At 64.3% G+C, this 17,040-nt stretch carries 22 protein-coding genes and 2 pseudogenes; 12 read left to right on the top strand and 12 right to left on the bottom strand.

The genetic code is table 11. The features are described from left to right. Nucleotides 1–52: 52 nt before the first annotated feature. Nucleotides 53–934: a transcriptional regulator CynR gene (cynR, locus tag ABL838_RS32855; RefSeq protein ID WP_418125941.1), complete on the bottom strand. Its 882-nt coding sequence runs from the start codon at nt 932–934 to the stop codon at nt 53–55. A 123-nt stretch (nt 935–1,057) separates the two neighbouring features. Between cynR and ABL838_RS32850 the strand changes: the two genes are divergently transcribed. From ABL838_RS32850 to ABL838_RS32840, 3 genes are read left to right on the top strand one after another with little or no spacing between them, the layout of a single operon-like run. Continuing rightward, nucleotides 1,058–1,720, top strand: coding sequence for a carbonic anhydrase (locus ABL838_RS32850; protein ID WP_418125940.1), 663 nt, complete (start codon nt 1,058–1,060; stop codon nt 1,718–1,720). 30 nt (nt 1,721–1,750) lie between these two features. After that, complete coding sequence (gene cynS / locus ABL838_RS32845; protein ID WP_418125939.1) at nt 1,751–2,221, top strand: cyanase; 471 nt, start codon at nt 1,751–1,753, stop codon at nt 2,219–2,221. 40 nt (nt 2,222–2,261) lie between these two features. Next, nucleotides 2,262–2,453, top strand: coding sequence for a hypothetical protein (locus ABL838_RS32840; RefSeq protein WP_418125938.1), 192 nt, complete (start codon nt 2,262–2,264; stop codon nt 2,451–2,453). Between the two features lie 216 nt (nt 2,454–2,669). Here the strand turns inward: ABL838_RS32840 and ABL838_RS32835 are convergent, their stop codons facing one another. Then, nucleotides 2,670–4,136 (bottom strand): PLP-dependent aminotransferase family protein, encoded by a 1,467-nt coding sequence (locus ABL838_RS32835; RefSeq protein WP_418125937.1) that lies wholly within the window; start codon nt 4,134–4,136, stop codon nt 2,670–2,672. Between the two features lie 360 nt (nt 4,137–4,496). On the opposite strand from ABL838_RS32835, the gene ABL838_RS32830 reads away from it, so the two are divergent. After that, the gene (locus ABL838_RS32830; RefSeq protein WP_418125936.1) at nt 4,497–4,733 is read left to right on the top strand and encodes a hypothetical protein; all 237 of its coding nucleotides are present in this window, start codon (nt 4,497–4,499) and stop codon (nt 4,731–4,733) included. 159 nt (nt 4,734–4,892) lie between these two features. Next, nucleotides 4,893–5,015: an excalibur calcium-binding domain-containing protein gene (locus tag ABL838_RS32825; RefSeq protein ID WP_418125935.1), complete on the top strand. Its 123-nt coding sequence runs from the start codon at nt 4,893–4,895 to the stop codon at nt 5,013–5,015. A gap of 178 nt (nt 5,016–5,193) precedes the next feature. Here the strand turns inward: ABL838_RS32825 and ABL838_RS32820 are convergent. Continuing rightward, nucleotides 5,194–5,597 (bottom strand): annotated as a pseudogene (locus ABL838_RS32820) (VOC family protein). Between the two features lie 185 nt (nt 5,598–5,782). Here ABL838_RS32820 and ABL838_RS32815 point away from each other — a divergent pair. After that, nucleotides 5,783–5,880: pseudogene (locus tag ABL838_RS32815) on the top strand (integrase); the annotation flags it as partial. Nucleotides 5,881–6,077: 197 nt separating this feature from the next. On the opposite strand, the gene ABL838_RS32810 reads toward ABL838_RS32815, so the two are convergent. Then, nucleotides 6,078–7,184 (bottom strand): relaxase/mobilization nuclease domain-containing protein, encoded by a 1,107-nt coding sequence (locus ABL838_RS32810; RefSeq protein WP_418126526.1) that lies wholly within the window; start codon nt 7,182–7,184, stop codon nt 6,078–6,080. Then, complete coding sequence (locus tag ABL838_RS32805; RefSeq protein WP_418126524.1) at nt 7,177–7,758, bottom strand: hypothetical protein; 582 nt, start codon at nt 7,756–7,758, stop codon at nt 7,177–7,179. The genes ABL838_RS32810 and ABL838_RS32805 overlap by 8 nt, the downstream gene beginning before the upstream one ends. 429 nt (nt 7,759–8,187) lie before the next feature. Between ABL838_RS32805 and ABL838_RS32800 the strand changes: the two genes are divergently transcribed. From ABL838_RS32800 to ABL838_RS32780, 5 genes are all read left to right on the top strand, one after another. Further along, nucleotides 8,188–8,463, top strand: a complete 276-nt coding sequence (locus tag ABL838_RS32800) for a nucleotidyl transferase AbiEii/AbiGii toxin family protein (protein WP_418126543.1) — start codon at nt 8,188–8,190, stop codon at nt 8,461–8,463. Between the two features lie 511 nt (nt 8,464–8,974). Beyond that, a complete protein-coding gene (locus ABL838_RS32795) occupies nt 8,975–9,286 on the top strand; it encodes a type II toxin-antitoxin system Phd/YefM family antitoxin (RefSeq protein ID WP_418126523.1) in 312 nt (103 codons plus the stop codon). Further along, complete coding sequence (locus ABL838_RS32790; protein ID WP_418126521.1) at nt 9,276–9,455, top strand: hypothetical protein; 180 nt, start codon at nt 9,276–9,278, stop codon at nt 9,453–9,455. Before ABL838_RS32795 ends, ABL838_RS32790 begins: the two co-directional genes overlap by 11 nt. Nucleotides 9,456–9,464: 9 nt before the next feature. Continuing rightward, nucleotides 9,465–9,704: a hypothetical protein gene (locus ABL838_RS32785; protein WP_418126520.1), complete on the top strand. Its 240-nt coding sequence runs from the start codon at nt 9,465–9,467 to the stop codon at nt 9,702–9,704. A 294-nt stretch (nt 9,705–9,998) separates the two neighbouring features. After that, entirely contained in the window at nt 9,999–10,370 is a 372-nt protein-coding gene (locus tag ABL838_RS32780) for a helix-turn-helix domain-containing protein (RefSeq protein ID WP_418126518.1), read from the top strand. On the opposite strand, the gene ABL838_RS32775 is transcribed toward ABL838_RS32780, so the two are convergent. The 7 genes from ABL838_RS32775 to radC form a co-directional block, all read right to left on the bottom strand. Next, nucleotides 10,349–10,954, bottom strand: a complete 606-nt coding sequence (locus ABL838_RS32775) for a type IV toxin-antitoxin system AbiEi family antitoxin domain-containing protein (RefSeq protein WP_418126516.1) — start codon at nt 10,952–10,954, stop codon at nt 10,349–10,351. The two genes, ABL838_RS32780 and ABL838_RS32775, sit on opposite strands and share 22 nt — an antisense overlap. Before the next feature lie 7 nt (nt 10,955–10,961). Beyond that, nucleotides 10,962–11,171 (bottom strand): hypothetical protein, encoded by a 210-nt coding sequence (locus tag ABL838_RS32770; protein WP_418126514.1) that lies wholly within the window; start codon nt 11,169–11,171, stop codon nt 10,962–10,964. Nucleotides 11,172–11,369: 198 nt separating this feature from the next. Then, nucleotides 11,370–11,786, bottom strand: coding sequence for a hypothetical protein (locus ABL838_RS32765; protein WP_418126512.1), 417 nt, complete (start codon nt 11,784–11,786; stop codon nt 11,370–11,372). Nucleotides 11,787–11,915: 129 nt separating this feature from the next. Next, nucleotides 11,916–12,275: a DUF2958 domain-containing protein gene (locus tag ABL838_RS32760; RefSeq protein WP_418126510.1), complete on the bottom strand. Its 360-nt coding sequence runs from the start codon at nt 12,273–12,275 to the stop codon at nt 11,916–11,918. Between the two features lie 737 nt (nt 12,276–13,012). Then, a complete protein-coding gene (locus tag ABL838_RS32755; protein ID WP_418126508.1) occupies nt 13,013–13,912 on the bottom strand; it encodes an ArdC family protein in 900 nt (299 codons plus the stop codon). A 645-nt stretch (nt 13,913–14,557) separates the two neighbouring features. After that, nucleotides 14,558–14,953, bottom strand: a complete 396-nt coding sequence (locus tag ABL838_RS32750) for an ATPase (protein ID WP_418126506.1) — start codon at nt 14,951–14,953, stop codon at nt 14,558–14,560. A gap of 310 nt (nt 14,954–15,263) precedes the next feature. Beyond that, complete coding sequence (gene radC / locus ABL838_RS32745) at nt 15,264–15,890, bottom strand: RadC family protein (RefSeq protein ID WP_418126504.1); 627 nt, start codon at nt 15,888–15,890, stop codon at nt 15,264–15,266. 799 nt (nt 15,891–16,689) lie between these two features. On the opposite strand from radC, the gene ABL838_RS32740 reads away from it, so the two are divergent. Continuing rightward, nucleotides 16,690–16,905, top strand: a complete 216-nt coding sequence (locus tag ABL838_RS32740; protein ID WP_221297835.1) for a hypothetical protein — start codon at nt 16,690–16,692, stop codon at nt 16,903–16,905. Nucleotides 16,906–17,040 lie beyond the last annotated feature (135 nt).

Below are 17,040 nucleotides of genomic sequence, written 5' to 3'. Positions count from 1 at the left end.
TGAGCCGCTATCCAAGAAGACCCGCAAGGAGTGGGAGCAAGAGCAATCTTGCTCACCCGCAAACAGTCCTGGACAGCTGTGCAAACGCCAAGGCGGCTGCAGACTGGTAAGCATCCCTTCGACGTAACAGGGCGGCTGTGCGCGGGTCGGGTGCCGGGGAGATCGCGATATTGCACAGATCCGGATGCTGCTCGCCAATGGCTTCGGGAAGAATGGTGACCACATGGCTACGCCTGACGACCTCAAGCAGGGCGCTGATGGTGTTGGCCTCTATGGCGATGGATGGCGATATGGCCTGAGACCTCAAATACTCGTCCACGTGGGCGCGCGTTGCGAAATCAGGACTCAGCACCCCAAGCCGTTCAACCGACAACATCTGAGGCGTGACGGCCTCGCCCAGAGCGGCGAAGCGGTGGCCGCGGCCAACAACGACGCTCAGTCGCTCCACCAGAACGGTCTCGCACTCAATGTTGTCCGCAGGTGGCGAGACATGGAACGCGATGCCCAGGTCCACCTCGTCGGCCGCAACCGCTGCAGCAATGGTGTCGAGAGACATCTCCTTCAGCCGAATAACGATCCCGGGATACTTGAAATGAAAGGCCGTCACCAAGGGGCCGACCAGGTAGGCGGTGAAGGTCGGCGTCGTCGCCAGACGCAGTTCGCCGCGCTGGAGATCCTGCACGTCATGGATGGCCCGTCGAGCAGCAGCCAATTCATACAGCGCCCGGCGCGCATGGTCAATGTAGACGCTGCCCGCGTCTGTCACCTTCACGGTCCTGCCGCTGCGGTCTAGAAGCGCCACACCCAGCGTCTCCTCCAGTTGGATGATCTGCTGCGACAGGGTTGGCTGGGAGACATGAAGGGCCTCCGCGGCGCGCGTGAAATTTCCGTGTTCAGCAACGGCAAGTAGATAGCGAATATGACGAAGCTGCATGCCCAGCCTTTCCGGTGGTGAGAGTGCTATTGGTGGTTCCTATCGGGTCCATCCGAAACCGGTCTTGGACCGGCCGGAGGAAACGATTGACGATGAACTCCTCGCAACAACACGGTGATTAACATGAAACCGTTCATCAAAGGCGCGATGAAGTTTCAGGCCGATGTCTTCCCCAAGATGTCGAGCCTGTTCAAGACACTGGCGACTAGCCAGAACCCCAGTGCCCTCTTCATCACCTGCTCCGACAGCCGCGTCATTCCGGAGTTGCTGACCCAACAACAGCCTGGCGATGTCTTTGTGATCCGCAACGCCGGCAACATTGTCCCGTCCTACAGCTCAGAATCTGGCGGCGTCACCGCCAGCGTCGAGTATGCGGTCGGTGTGCTGGGTGTGACCGACATTGTGGTCTGTGGTCACAGCGACTGCGGCGCCATGACGGCCATCGCCAAGCATACCTGTCTGGATCACCTTCCCGCGGTAGCAGGCTGGTTGCGCCATGCCGACGCCGCCAAGGCGGTGAACGAGGCGCATACCCATGACACGCCGATAGCAAAGGTCAGCTCCATGGTGTACGCCAATGTGGTGGCCCAGCTGGCCAACATACGGACCCACCCGACCGTTGCGCTTGCGCTCGAACAGGGCCGGCTCAGTCTGCATGGCTGGGTCTACGACATTGAATCCGGTGACGTCAAAGCTCTCGATGGCAAGCACGGCATTTTTGTCAGCCTTGCCAAGCATCCCGACACCGTCGCTTCCGAGCCCCACCCGCAGCTGAAAGCGGCCTGACTCTCCCTCCCCTTTGAAAGGAAAACTGCAATGCTTCATTCCAATGTGACCCAAGATTCTCGCGTCGAATTGACCTCCCGCGTGCTTGGTGCAAAGGCAAGCAAAGACATCAGCTTCGGTGAATTGGCAGAAGGCACCGGCCTTCGGGTGGCCTATGTCACCGCCGCACTGCTGGGGCAGCACGCCCTGCCGCAGCACGCCGCAGAGTTGGTCTGCAGCCGACTTGGCCTGGACGCTGCCGATGCCAAAGAACTGCGGGCGATTCCCTTGCGCGGCAGCATCCCCGGCGGAGTGCCGACCGACCCCACCGTCTACCGCTTCTACGAGATGGTCCAGATCTACGGCACCACGCTCAAGGCGCTCGTTCACGAGCAGTTCGGCGACGGCGTCATCAGCGCCATCAACTTCAAGCTCGACATCAAGAAGGTAGAGGATCCCGAAGGCGGCTCACGAGCAGTGATCACGCTGGATGGGAAGTTCCTGCCCAACAAGCCCTTCTGACTCGCCATCGGTCTTTCCCACATGAATGAAGGGCGCCGCGATGAATACGGACGAAAACGAACTCATGCTTGCGTGGAGCAAGCCACTGGTGACGGCGCGGCGCCTCACCCTTCACCAGATCCCCGAGGGGTGGCTGGCGAGTCTGGACGGCTTCCCGATGTCGTACGGGGAAACGCCGCGCGTAGCGGTGACGTGGACCTTCATCATGAGTCACAAATCGGCCTATGAGTGATCGCGGTCGTCGGTCTGATCTCGTGTTTCGTGATCGGATCGCTGATCGGACCGGTGGGCGGGCAGCGTGCCCCCTGCATCCATTTCGGCGGGCACCTTCCAAGACTTGGAGGTGCCCGTCAATCTTGCGGCGAAGCGCCGACGACTGGACAGAAGCGGCGCGCGTGACGTTGAGAGTCAGTCGAAGGCAGCGAACCTCGACCTGCATCGACGCCAACTAGGGTCTCGACGAACGCTCCTCGAAGATCGGCCCCGATTTTCCGGTTGTAGATTTAAGCTGCGCGTTGGCGAGTTCTCCAAGATTTCTTATAGCCCCTTCCAAGCGCGGGTCGCCGAGATGCCCGTAGTTGATGCGCAGGTGCCGGGTGTATCGGCGGTCGGCTGAAAACAAATGGCCCGGCGCTACGCCTATGCCGAGCTGAAGAGCGTCCTGGTGCAGTGCGAGCGAGTCGACGCCTTCTGGCAGCGCGAGCCACAGGAAATAGCCACCCTCGGGGCGTGTGACCCGCGTTCCAGTCGGAAAGTATCGATCGATAAGTCGCAAGCATGCAGCTTGCTGGCGGCTAAGCGAACGCCGCAGGACGCGCAGGTGACGATCAAAACTCCGGTGTTGGAGGTACTCCTGCAACGCCAGTTGCGAGGGGAGTGCCGTCGCCAGCGAGCTCATCAACTTGTTCCGACCCAAAGTGGCCGCGAAGCGACCGCCCGCTACCCAACCGATGCGATATCCGGGTGCCAGGGATTTCGAGAAGGAACTGCAGTGCAGCACCCAGCCAGCCCGGTCCCAGGCCTTGGCTGGTGGCGGTCTCCGAGCCCCATGCGCGAGCTCGCCGTACACGTCGTCTTCGATCAGCGGTATGGCGCGGGTGGCGAGCATGCTGACCAGTTGCTCCTTGGCTCCGTCGCTCATAGTGCAGCCCATTGGATTCTGGAAGGTCGGCATGAACCAGCAGGCCTTCACCGGATGCTGGTCGATCACCCGAGCAAGAGAGCTGAGATCTACGCCTGTACGCGGGTGGGTCTCGACCTCGACCGCGCGAAGACCGCGCCGCTCCAGTGCCTGCAACGCACCATAGAAGGTCGGCGTTTCGATCGCCACGACGTCGCCCGGCTGCGTCACCGATTCGAGCGCAAGATTGAGGGCCTCCATCGCCCCGCTGGTGATGACCAGTTCAGACGCAGGAACATTCATTCCGACGCTGCCGTAACGCAGGGAGATCTGATGGCGTAGTTGGGCGTTTCCTGGTGACAGATCTTCGACGGTCTGCCAGGGATCCATCCGCTTGAGCGCTCGCGTCAGGCCGGCGGCAAGTTGTTCGAAGGGAAACAGCTCTGGCGACGGAAAGGCCGAGCCGAGCGGGACCATGTCGCGCTCGCGAGCCTGCGCAAGGACCTGAAAGACAAGCGACGAGACGTCGACCGGCATGGACCGGAGGACAGGCTCGCTGGCGGCGAGTTCATTGGTCGGCATTTCCGCCCCCGCTCGAACGAAGTATCCCGACCGCTGCCGCGCTTCGACAAGCCCTTGCGCCTCCAGCAGGTAGTAGGCAGAGAACACGGTGGACGCACTGATGCCCATTTGCGACTTCAGTTCGCGCACGGAGGGAAGGCGATCGTTCGCCTTCAGGCTACCCGCGCGAATACGCTGGGCGATGTTGTCGGCAAGCTTCTCGTAGCGGTTCATGGGAATCTCTTTCTGATACGGGCGTTCTGGACCGCTCCCGAGATTGTCGTATCAGACGTCGGCCTGCCCGACGCGACTACCGGCCTCCTTGCATCTGATACGGAAATTTTCAGCTGATCTGGTTCTGTACGTATCAGACTGGAAGATGAACACTCGACAGCACGATGAGAGTGCTTCTGTGTGCAGGCGGACCGCTCCGCCTTTCGACGCGTCTTGCAGACGCCCATTCACGTGACCGTTCCCGTTTCGTTGGATTGATTAATCAACCAATTAATTAATCTTTCCGCTTCTTCATCGGTCTATTGAGCTGCTCGCCGCACTCGGGCATTTCTTGGTCTGTCACCTGATGTCTTTTCAATCATGAATTCAATCCCTGTCTCCTTTGTTATTTTCAAGGTTCTCGTGCTCAGCGTGGGCATGTATTTGGCCGTCAAGTGGCATTACGAACGGGGACAGAAGTACAAGAATCAAAAGACAGCTGCAGTGGTCCTGACATCCATCAAGGTGGGCTCGGCGTTCGTCGCTTCTGCGTTCCTCGTGCTCTTCCTCACCTTTGAGTTTTGCAAGTGGATCGGTCTGGACCTGACCATGCGGTGATGTTTTCGTTTTGCATTGGGCGCATTCAGCTATGGGAAGTACGACCGGTGCGCCTCAAAGGTCGCGGCCAAAGTCCTGCGGTGGCGTCACAAGACGCGGCAGGCCTCGATGCCCCTGTCTGGCAGCCGCTAGTGCGACGGATGCAGGTAATGCTCGCAGATGACGTCGTCATGCACTGAGGCAAAGTTCTTCCTCAAGAACTGCCCCGGCACCCAAATGGATAGGAACCATGATGGCGTGCCTTGCGAACAGCGATGGTGCACCGGCCTTCTTCCCAAATAGGCCCGCGCATCTGACCGGCCGCTCTTGGTCCGCGCGCGCTTCCAGCGAAGCTTGAGCGGCCCGCACTCAACCCGTTGCGAGCACGCGTCGCGAATGTCTGCTTACAGTCAAATTGAGCGGGGTCGGCGGCCGGCCGGTACTGGCCGACTGTAGCCATCCGAGGCGTTCGCTGACCCCCTCATGCGTCGTCGGGCGGCGGAGCATGACAGGCAGCGCAAAGCTTGTCCCGTCGGGGTCTCGAAAATAAGCGCCGTAGTAGCTGTCGTGGTAGTGCGGGCGAAGCCCTGGAGGGCCTTCACATGTGCCGCCATACTCCAAGGCGGTCTGGTACACAGCTCGGACCACCGCCCTCGTGGCAGCGGCAAAGGCGACCATTTGCCCATTCCCGGGCTCGTGCGGCTGTCCGTCGTACGGTTTGCAGATGACGAAGAAGGGGCGAGCGCCACCTGCGCTGTGCCAGCCGGCCCACGGCCTGTCTCGCTCACAGAAGCGCAGCTCCACACCAAGGCTACCCATCACCGCGCCGTAGAAGCGCAAGGCGCGTTCGAAATCACTGACGCTCACAAAGATGTGGGAAAACACGTTGGCTCCTCAGGAAATCTGGAGGACAGCTTCGACTGTCAGGTGTTGGCCGATTGTGCCCTTTGCCGTGGGTCAGACATAGCCGCGAAAGCTGATGCCTGCCATGGAAAGCAAGCGCTGCATCAAGGACAACTGCACTCCGGCGCGCGCATGCTGAGACTCCCTCAACTCAATGGGAGACCTTCATGGGATCAGCAAACACTGCAACCTGCCGCGCGCCCTGGACAAAGGCAAGATTGTCGGCCAGAAGGCGCCCTTCAAGCTCAAGGACATTTGGGCGCTCGGATGCGGCTGCAACATTGGATCTTCTATCGCAGCCCGTGACAGCAACTGGAGCAAATGAAGCAGAGACTGCTGTCGCGCGCTGCGTGAACGGCACGCTGGTCTCACAGGGCACCGTCAGCCAAATCGGTGGCTCTCACTAACAGCGCAGAGCTACGGCCTTGCGAAAAGCTATCGGCCGTTGCAGGAATTCCAGGGTCACCGAACAGGCGCCCCCGGTAACTTGGCATCCGCACGCTCCTGCACTCGGTTTCTCTCCGCCTCCCCCCAGCGCTCGGCCATGCGCTGCGCATCGGTCCGCACAGAGGGCATGCGCTGGACAAAGCGCTCCACCTGAACCGCCAGTCCGGATTCACCCTGCCGTCGCAGGACCTCGGCGGTCTCGCGCCAGTTTGCCAAGACCTGCTCGCGGGTACCCTGCATCACGTCCTGACCAGCATTCAAGGCGCCTCGCCTCGTCCGAAGAACCTGGAGCACGCCCCCCAGCTTGGCGCGCATGAAGGTCGAGGTCTTCGGCGGCCGCTGCCCTGCCCGCTCGCCCGTCGGCAGTTGCCCGAACGCCCGAAGTGCACGCAGCCGATGATGGATGGCGTCCTTCTGGGGCTTGCGGATCTGCCCGCGCACCTGCCGCGGCGTCGCATTGGCCGCCACGCCCTGCTCCCGCATCAGCGCGGCGAACTGTTCGCGCCACTGACGCAGCGTGTCCTTGCGGATGAACAGGCGCTTGCCTGGCTCGAACTCGTGCTCGCACTTGACCACCAGATGCACGTGTGGATGCGCCTGGTCGGTGTGCAGCACCATGGCGTAGCGGTACTGCAGCGCGAAGTTCTCGCGCGCAAAGATGCGCGCCGCGGCCAGCACCTTCTCCGGAGGCGTGCCCGCCGGCATCGACAAGACGATGTTGTGGGCGAGCTTCGCGCGGGTGTCCTTCTGGCCGGGCTCCGGCCTGGGCTTGTACTGGCCTCTGCAGAGGTCCAGTTGCCAGTCGAGCGTGATCTCCCCGGCTGCGCTTCGCCCCTGACGCGGCAGCCCTTCGTCGGTCTCGATGGGCAGCTTGCCGTGGCGTCCGATGTAGTCCAGATGCGCCTTGACGCCGCCGGCATCGCGACCACCGCCGGAGACCTTCACCATCACCTCGGGCGTGCGGCCCACCGTGCGCTGGATCTGCGCGATCTCGCCGGCACCGAGGCGCAGGGTGCCGCCGGGTCCGCGCCGGCCGTAGCTCACGATGTCCAGCGCCATGTCGCGCGATGCACCGTTCGGCCCGCCACGGCTTCTGCCCATGCGCACGGTCTGCTTAGGCATGGCCTGCCTCGCGATCGCTTTCCCAGCTCATGAGGTTCCAGCGCACGACGGCAGCGGTGGCCTCGCGCGCAGCTTCGACCTCTCGCCGAATCGATTCGAGCACATCACCCGGCTCCAAATCCACTTTTTGAGCCAAAGTGTTCGGCATGCCGAACACTTTGAGCTGCCGCCCGAGCGCCGCCAGCTGAGCGCAGACCGCCTTGATCTGGCCCAGTTCGTTCGGCGGCATCACGGTCGAGCCGCGAACATGGTTGTGGATCAGCATGACCAGGTAGCTGCCCGTCTTCATCCCGCGGGCCTCGGCGCGCTGCGCCGCCAGCGCTCGGTCGCCGGGACGAAGCCGCAGTGTGATGCGATCCGCAGCGGCGGCATCGGCGGTCGCATCACGCGAGCCCCACCGTCCGCTCATGTTGCTCGCGCCTGCGCCGTGGGCTGTCAGTACATCGTCGATCAACTTGGCCAGCAAGCTGGATTCGCTGAGTTGATGGTGCGAGGCCAGCGCAGCGAAGCTCGCCCTCATGCCGAGTGGCACTCGCGTACTGATCACGCTGCTTGATTGAGGGATCTGGGCCATCGCAACACCATCGCTGTAGACAATGTCTGACGGCAGTCTATCCTGCCCTCATCGCCGCACAAGAACCCGACGGTTGGCAGCCAGTCTTTCTTTCGCTTTCCGTCCAAGCTCGCACCGGCTGAGCGCCACGCCTGCCGCACTTCACCTCACTACGCCGCGCTCGTTAAGAATCATGCGTTGCCAGGTGAGCAACGTACTTTTCCATCACGTCTCGGGGCCTCCTTTTTGGCCTCATGCTGCAAGTCTGGAGAGATGCAAAAAGCAGTTCATCTCCCAAGCAACATCAGAGGGCACCAATCCGCGTGATGGACGGCGCGCAGCTTGCGCGGTGTACCAGACGGGGTCCTTCGCGCGCTAGGAGACTTGCGTGTCGAGCATGACTTTTTCAGCGACATGAAGAGGGGCTAGAAAGCTCGGCACGACACAGGGATTCAGCTTGTATTCGCGGGCGGCACCTGCCTGTCACAGGCGCACAGCCTCACCAATCGGATGTCCGAGGACGTCGACATCAAACTTCTCCTCACCCCGCCGGAAAAGCCGTTTACCAAGGGGCGCGGCGATCATGCCCGCCTCAAGAGGCTTCACGCCGAATTGCCAAGCTGCTGGAAGCGCTGGATTTCCCGCTGCTTCAGTATGGAGACGGCATTCGGAATCCCCATATCCGTGATGCGCATCGCTACTACGTCGTTGGCGCCGGATAGCTGATGAGCTGTGCCGCTTAGCACCCTGGGCATGCAGGCCGCCCCGGCCCAGGGCAGCTTCCCCACCCGGGCGATCACCCTCGTGATCCCTTTTCCCCCGGGCGGCGGTGGCGACGTCCAGGCGAGGCTGCTGGCACAGAAGCTGGGGCAAAGCGTGATCGTCGACAACCGCCCGGCCGCCGGCACCGCTTGCCTTGCGGGGTGTTCGGCATGCCGAACATCTCGCGGAAGGCGAAAGGTGAAAAGACGCAGACGACTCCGCCCCCTGACCTCCCGTCGAGCAGCGTGGCTGTCGCGAGCACGCGCAGCAGTACAGATAGCCCGCGCAAGCCCTCTAGCCTGACAGTGCAATGCCGCAACAAGTCCACGTTTTCCAAGCAGACCGCCTCACAGGCCAGAGGCTGTGCGCAGTGGAAACATTGCCCAAGGAACGAGCTCCATCCACTCCCCAAGAGCAGGACTTCTTCTTGATGAGCAAAATAGTGAGCAATTTCAGGCTCACAGGAGAACATCTCATGGCCATTGCGGTGCGCGACATCGTCCCTTTCTCTACGGCTCGAACGCATTTGTCTGATCTTGTGCTGGAAGTTCAGAATGGCGCGGAAAAGATCATCACAAAAAACGGTGAGCCCGCAGTGGCGGTGATCGATGCCAAGCGGCTTGATCACTACCACCGGCTGGAGCGCGCGCGCATTCATTTGCTCTTGCTGGAAGAAGTAGACCAGGGTTTGGCGGATGTCAAGGCTGGGCGTACCGTTGACGCCAAGGCAGGCATCAACGCCTTGAAGCGGGCGCGCAAGGCGGCCGGCGGGCGTGTTGCCGGCTGAGATGCGGCACGCAGGCGAGGACCAGTCGCTGACGGCCGTGCTGTACACGGCCAACTTTGCGCTCAATATTGAGAATATCGAGGCGTACTGGTCGGAGAACGGTTTGGCCGAAGGCTACGACCGCCTCCCGGACGTATTGAGCGGAGTCGTTGTTCTCAATCTGGAGTGACATCGAGGCATGGGGCGCCCGTTTTTCGAAAGAGTTATCGGCTCGGTTGAAGCCGAACGAATCGTCAAGCGCATTGCGTCTCGACTGACCGGCCTGGCACGAAATGCCCAGATTCGAGAATACGTGATGGACGAGTACTTGGTTCTCTACGTTCACTTCCCTGCCAAGGCCAAGCAATCAAGCGCTGTGCATTTACTGGCGATCAGGCATCAGAAGCAGCTCGGCTTTGACCTGCTTACAGGACGATGATCGAAAAAAGCAGCGCTTCTCGTGCCTTGCCCGAAGGAAGACCCGCCTGCAATCTGTTCACCTGCCCGCAGGCACGCCGCAGTGCGGCCTGACCTTACTCCCTAATGCCTTGCCTCGGTAAGGCTGCGTCTTTCGCTGCCGGATCGCCAGCCGCCCAGTCTGCGGCGTCCTATCGGCGGTCAGAGGAGGCATGCGCCGAGCCCTCGTCGCAGTTGCGGCGCGACCGACGGAGCAATTCGGCCCCAGACTTGATGAGAAGATGCCTTGCGTTGCGGACCGATTCAGGAACCCCAGATGCCCTCTCCTTCCCCCGTCCTCATTGCCGAGGCGAACCACCTCGCCGCCTTGGGCCAACGCATTCACGCACATCGCAAGGCGATGAAGATCAGCGCCCAGGCGATCGCACAAGCCGCGAACATCTCGCGTGTGACGCTGCTCAGGATCGAGCGCGGCGTGCCCTCGGTCACGATGGGGGCCTACATGAACGCGCTGGAAGCGCTGGGGCTTTCGATCGACCTGCACACACGGGCGCTGCCACCCACTTCCCCACCTGACCCGTTTCCGGAAAGGATCCAAACCGATGAGATCGCCAACGGCCCGAGGCTCGCGCAGACAATGCGCAGGTCCACGGCAGGACGCGCTGCTCAGCCGATCACCGTCAGGTAGGGATGCATCACGCGGGCAACGCGGCAGATCTTGGCGTAGTGCCAGAGCTCGGCCACCGAGGCCTTCTGCTGGGTGCGCACCTCCCGCAAGGCTTCCAGCGCCACGTCCAGGCCGACCCTGTTGCGGTGCTTGAAGCAGTCCGCCACCGTCTTGGCCACACCATGGACGCGCAGCGGGACATGGCCCCGTTCGATAGTCTCGATGCCGGCCACATAGGCATCGCCGAAGGCCCGGACGATCTGCAACTGCAAGTGATCGACCCGGGGCACATGGCTGCCACTGGGCATCGCGATCCAGACATCGCGCGGCGGCTGTGTGGTCAGTCCATGGAGATGCAGTGCGCTGAGCAGGCAGAAGACCGCCCGCGGGATCCTGGTCGCGACGGCCGCGAGGCGCGCGTGCTCGGCATCGTCGCCCACAGACAGGCGATGCGGGTACCGGCCGAGTCCGGCATCCGCGAGGGCGGCCCAGGACGCCCCGATGGCATGGCCATCGTCCGAACGCAGGATCCCCTCGCGGGTGGGTAGATCGAGGGTGCGCCGGTCGCGGATGTCCCGCCGGACGACCCGGGCAGCAGGGGCCATGTCGTTGTCAGTTGCGAGCATGGGACGCAGGCAGGCATGAGCCCGCGCCGATGGCGAGACGCGCCGGCGCGTGCGCACCGGGGCCCGGGCCACGCGCTCGCTCATCCAGGATGCCTGCATGGCGCGCACTGCCGGCCCATGCCAGCGCGTTCGGATGTGCACTCATCTGCGCGGGCGAGAGAAGCCGCCAGGTTTTTTCCAGGGTGCTGATGTCCATGCTCCTGAGAACGTGAAAGAAGGAAGCCACGAGGTCCGCGCTGCGCCCCCAGGGCGATCGGTGCACGGCGCTTGAAAGATTCCACCACCCTTGCATCAAGAAATGAACCAGAGGCCTCGGCGCCTGCTGTCCGCCGGGGCCGAGACGCAAAGGAGAAGGAAAAAGAAAAGGCCGCAGCCGAGGCCCCGGCCTGCCAGATCAGCGGCCGATGCGCGCGAGCGCAAGACGCCACAGGCCCGCATTCAGCCGCACGGTCTCACGGATGGCGCGGATGCCGCGCGCGTGCATGGCGTGTCCCGCGGCCGTACGGCCGCATACGCCGCCGCGCAGTGCATGCTCGTGGATCGCGTTGAAGGTCCGCCAGACATCGTCACCGACGTCGGCCAGGCGCCGCCGCTCGAGCCACTGCGCCGGCTGCACCGGCGGCGCCTCCTGCCCCGGGTACCGCAGCGCGAGCGCCTCGCATGCGAAGTCCAGCTGCTGCGCGCCCGAAAGCACGGTACCGCGCATCGCCTCGACCGCCTCGCCCACCCGGGCGAACTCGCCAGCAATGCGCTGCGCGGCCTCCACCACCAGTACCAAATTCAGTTGACGCCAAGGAATGATGCACGACACAGGAAATGCGCACGCCGGACGCGTGCTGGCACCTGGCGCAGATCGCGCGCCGCCACACGGTGCGCGAAAAACGCTCGCAAGGCACGCACATGAAGAACGCGCATGCCCCGGCGTGCGTCGACCAGCGCGTCAGGCCTGGATGCGCCCCGCACTGCGGGCCTCCCTCGCATAGACGCTCAGGCGCCGGTCGGCGCGGAAATGCAGGTCCTGCTCGATCGGCAGATTCAGCATCCCGCGCAGCTGGGACAGCTCGGCGAGGCTCACGCAGCCCAACTCCGGAAAGCCCAGCCCGAGGTCGCACAGGCCGAAGGCGATATCGGGTGCATCGGGATCGATCCCGCCCAGCAGCCAGGTGGCACCGGCATCGGGCGTGAACAGCTTGACCACGGGCAGCGGATAGAAGTCCGACTGCACCTGCGACTGCCGGCCGTTGGCCAGCAGCTGGTCGAACTGCGCATCGGTGAGAAAGGGAAAACTGGAAGCAGCCATGACGTTCTCCTTGAACGGTTGCGGGCGGGATGGCCCGGCACCGTCGCCGGCACGCCGCAGCGCAGCGGTCAAGGTTCGAAGACGGCCGAGAGGCCGCGAGCGCGCCAGCGGCGCGCGCAGACCTTGACGGCGAGAACGGTGTGCCACGCTGAAGGAGCCAGCTAGCCAGCCACTCACTCACATCACGGCCTCTTTCTTCTTTCTCCCTGATGCTGCCTTCCCCGCTTTCTCAGCTTCGGTGCGCGCCGGTGATCGCTCGTTCGCACACGCCGGGCCGTCGGTGTCGCTGAGCCCGCCGCCAACCCGGACCGCCTCGCACCCCGTAGCCCGTGGCGGCGGCTTGTCGATAGCGGGCCAGCGCGCAGACGCCGATTCCATCCGGTCTGCAACGCGCCGGCATTTCTCGCACCGGTTGTGCGAGAAATCGCACACGCGCAAGACTGGCGCGCCGCCCGGCGATCGGTAGCCGTCTCGGCCAGAGCCGAAGGTTCGCGACGCACGCGCGCCATGGACGCGCGTGACGGCCGGCCTCCGGGCTGGAGGTCCAGCACGGAGCGAGGCGGCCGGCGGCCTGCGCCCGCGCGGCATCCAGCGAGATACCCGAGGTCCTCGCGCCGTCGCACAGGACGATAAGGAGCTCGAGCATCGCCGAACGAAGTCACCAGGATCCTGAGCGCCTTGGGCGCAGGATCCATCGGCCGAAGATCGGCAAGCCAGCTCGCCTGAAGGCGATCGTGTCACGAGAGTGGCGCGAGCACCGGCATCTCCCGTCCCACGATGAAATCGCAGGCCTCGCCGGCAAAGCGCATGGCCGTGAAGATCGCGCTGCGGTCATGGCGCAGCACCTCCAACCAGTCCGCGAGAGGGTCCGCATGGCCTTCGACGACGGCGCCGACAAGCCCGCAATGCCCCATCAGCAAGACCGCACCGAGTTCGGCCACGAGCGCCTCGAACGCGCAAGCGGCGTCGCCGAAGCGCGTGCCGAACTCGCGATGCAACCGCTGCGGATGTCCGCTCCAGTGCACCAGTTCGTGCAACAGCGTCGCCCCATAGTTCTCGCCGCTTGCAAATCGCTTCGGCCACGGCAACCGGATCTCGTCGAACTCCGGCACATACGCTGCGCGTTCGAACCCATGGCGAAGCGTTGCGTTGCAGCCACCGACCAGCCGCAACACCCTTTCCATCGCCCCGTGCTCCGCAGCCGAGGGGCCTGCGGCAGCGACTGCCGGAGGATCGAGGCGCTTCGCCGGGAGCCCGTCGACCTGCGCGACATTGAACAACCAGAATGGCCGGCATTGCAGGAGCCCGTCCTGTAACTCGGTGTGCGGGTCTCTATCGCCGCGGCCCCCCGTCCGCTCGAACTGCGCACACAGCACGCCGCGCTCGCCCTTGCGCACCTGGGCGCCAAGAGCCTTGGCCTGCCTGTAGGTCAGCCACAGCGGCACCTCGTAACCCTGCACGATCGCCGCGTCCCACAGCAGCAGCGCGTTCACGCCCCGGTAGGACCGCCCGGTGCCGGCATTGCGCGGCGCCCCGCGCGTCGCGGCCTGGACCCAGCGCGCACGACACACGTGTTCGCCCTGCGCCAGCATCGCCATGATCCGGTCCGTGATCACGCGCCGGACATCCATGTCCATGCCCACGCGCTTGCCCGAACGCCGCCAGGCGCGCCCCTCATTTGATTCACCTGCCGTGGGAGAGTCCTCGGGGGGCACGGGGGGAACGCCCGGGGTCTTCGGATCCGGCACCACGGCCGGAGCGGGCACGACGCAACGAGAAGAGCGAGAAGTGCGAGAAGACGTGGCCATGGCGAAGCCTTTCTGCGGCGCATGCCGCGATGGTGGAAGGAATCTGCTGTCGGAGCCGCCTCGACGCAAAGCCGGCAAGGGGCCAGCGAGACGGTCCGGGGCCCGCCCGCAGGCCGCAGCCGAGCGTCGCGAGGACCGGGCGAGGACGGGGGCAGCGCCTTCACCCTGGAGCGGGGAGCGACCCGCGCCATGCGTCGATCCAGAGGCGGGACGACCGCAGACCGACCACCGACAGCGGGCACAGCCACAGCCACGGCCAACGAGACCACACGCCATACGCATCGAGCGCCTTGATGCGCCTGCCGGCGCACGTGCGCGCATGCCGGGGCTCCGGCGGGTCGTAGCGGACAACCGCGCCCGTCGCCCCGGCGTCGACGTTCCGCCATGCGCCGCCGGAACGAGACACGGCAGGCAGGAAAGAAAGTGCGCCGCTTCGCAGTCACGAAACGGCGCACCGAGGACCTCAAGGGATCCTCAGTCCTCCTCGGGCCCGACCATCGCCTGCAGCTGCTCGATCACGCCCGGCTCCACGAAGACGCAGGGCACGTCGGGCGCCAGCGCAACGTGGGTCACCCTGGCGAGGGCCTCGCGCTTCAGGTGCGCCAGCCGCCCTGTACGCCAAGCCTGTTCGGGCCGCATGTGGTCCTGGTCCGCCGGCACACCGCTGCGCTCGGGGTCGCATTCGATGAGTGCGACGAAGCCCTCGTCGAAGAGCCTGCGATGCTCGCCGCACAGGCCCCACCCTGTCACCGTGTGACGCTGCATGCTCTGACGCAGGCGCCTTTCGAGCAGGATGCCGCCGGTATCGAAGTTCAGGCCGCATACCAGGCAGAGGTGCTGTTCCAGCGAAACGTGTGATTTCTCGTCCATGACGATCTCCGGTTGTCCGGGCGGAATTGCCCGCGGCCGGAACCCGCACGGCGCAGCGCAGCAGTCAGGGGTCGACGACGGCCGCCAGGCCGCCAGCGCCGCAGCGCGGCGCGCAGCCCTTGACGGCGAGAACGCCGTGCAACGCTGAAGGCCATAGCAAGACCGCCCTCCCCGTCCTGCTCCTTCCCCCCGCTTCCATCTCTCGGCTTCCATCTCTCCGCATCCCCGCAGCGCAGGACGGACACATGCACCGCATGAGCCGCCCGGACCGGATCGCTTCAGGGGCGCCGAAGCGCCCCCGCGGCCGCCCTCAGAGCAGGCCGCGCTCGGCCATCGAGGCCACCCGGTTCGCGCCCACCACGATGTGGTCGAGCACCCGCACGTCGATCAGCGCGAGCGCCGACTTCAGCGCCTGCGTCACGGCCAGGTCCTCCCGCGACGGCTCCACCGCGCCCGATGGATGGTTGTGCGCCAGGATCACGGCCGAGGCGTTGTGATGGAGCGCGCGCTTGAGCAGTTCGCGCGGATAGACCTCGGTCTGCGTCACGGTCCCGCGAAACAGGTCCTCGAACGCCAGCAGCGTGTGGCGCGCATCGAGGAACAGCACCGCGAAGCTCTCGTGCGCCTGCCCCGCGAAGTGCAGCTTGAGGTAGTCGGAAACCGCGTACAGCGACCGGAACGCCTCGCCGGGGCGCAGTTCCTCGGCCAGCAGCTCCCGCGCCAGGCGCAGCCCGCACAGCAGCTGCGCGCATCCCGGCAGCGACGAGTCCCGCGCGAAGCACACCAGCCGGTGCAGCGAGCGGCCCTGCGCCGCGTACAGCCCCTCGGTATCGGCACCGAGGAACGGACGCAGCGCATCGAGCACCTGGAGCTCGCGCGCCGTGAAAGCGGAAGGCATGGAGGAAGAGGAGAAGGAAGAGAAAGAGGAAGCGTTCATGACGAACTCCTGTGGGTGACACAGGCGGGATTGCCTGCGAGACCCCGCCACCCCGTCGCAGCGCAGCGCTCAGGGCCGCCGCAGGCGCGCGGCACGCGCCGAGCACGCACCCACGGTGCGCGCGCAGGGCCTTGAACGCGAGAACGAGGGGGTAGCCTCAGGGCTCACAGGCAAGCCCTCCCCCACCCTGCACAGAGGTCACGTAGGAGCCCGCTGCCTCTGTTCTCCAGGCCCGGCGCATCGAGGAGGCCAACCAAACGTCCCTCTACGCCGGCCCGCACGAGGCGAAGCGAGACGGGACGCAATGGCGCATTACCGCAGCCAGGAGGGAGCAGTTTGGGTGGCCATGAGTGGGCGCTTTGCAGCCACCGAGGGCATTTCCTCAGTAATCCAGCCTCTTGGAGAGGAAATCCTGGCGCCCTCCTTGGCTAGAGGCCCGCGCTTATCGCGGCCTCTGCGAAGGCCGCAGGGGGCACAGGAAGGTGTGGGCCAGACATGCTTTTTTTGGGGGGCCACAACGCTGCGAAGGAGTCGGGGGAAACGGCTTGCCGAAGCAAGCTTTCCCTGCGCCGGCAAAGCGCCGCGCAGAAGCCTGCATCCAGCTCAAAAGGCTTGGGCATACGCGGCCTTTGGACGCCATAGAAATGGTGGCACCGGATTTTTCTTGCATCACGCGGGCGGCGATGCCAATCTGATCGGCATGAGCAGATTTTCAGAGCCCCCCAATTCCCCAGCCAAGCGGCCAGCCCTTTCCACCAGGGTACTGGCCGCTTCAGGATGCCAAGACACACACGTTTCAGTGAACTTGTACGGCGCGCCCTTGGCGATGCCGCAGCACGTGAGCGTTCATGGTCGGGACGAGATCGTGGCCGGCGCGACAGAGGAATTCCGGCGACTGCAGGGAGCGCAAACAGGCAAAGTCTTGGTCGACGCGCTGCAAGCTTCACCGCATCACGATATCGATCTGGTTCTTGCCTGCGCTGAAACCGCCCCTGTCCGGGGCGTTCGATTGTGAAAGCGGGTTGCTCGATACCGGCCGGGGCGCCCCGAATGAACGCACCAGTTTCTGCCGCAACGGGGGACAACTTGAGATTTGTCGGTACTGAAGGCTGACACCGTCAAGAGTCCAGTATCTATGCGGCCTGCAGCC

The sequence above is a fragment of the Variovorax sp. 160MFSha2.1 genome (assembly GCF_048305075.1).
GTDB classification, from domain to species: Bacteria; Pseudomonadota; Gammaproteobacteria; order Burkholderiales; family Burkholderiaceae_C; genus Variovorax; species Variovorax guangxiensis.
Note: the sequence above shows the minus strand (reverse complement) of the source record. Positions and strands in the feature narration are given on the sequence as shown.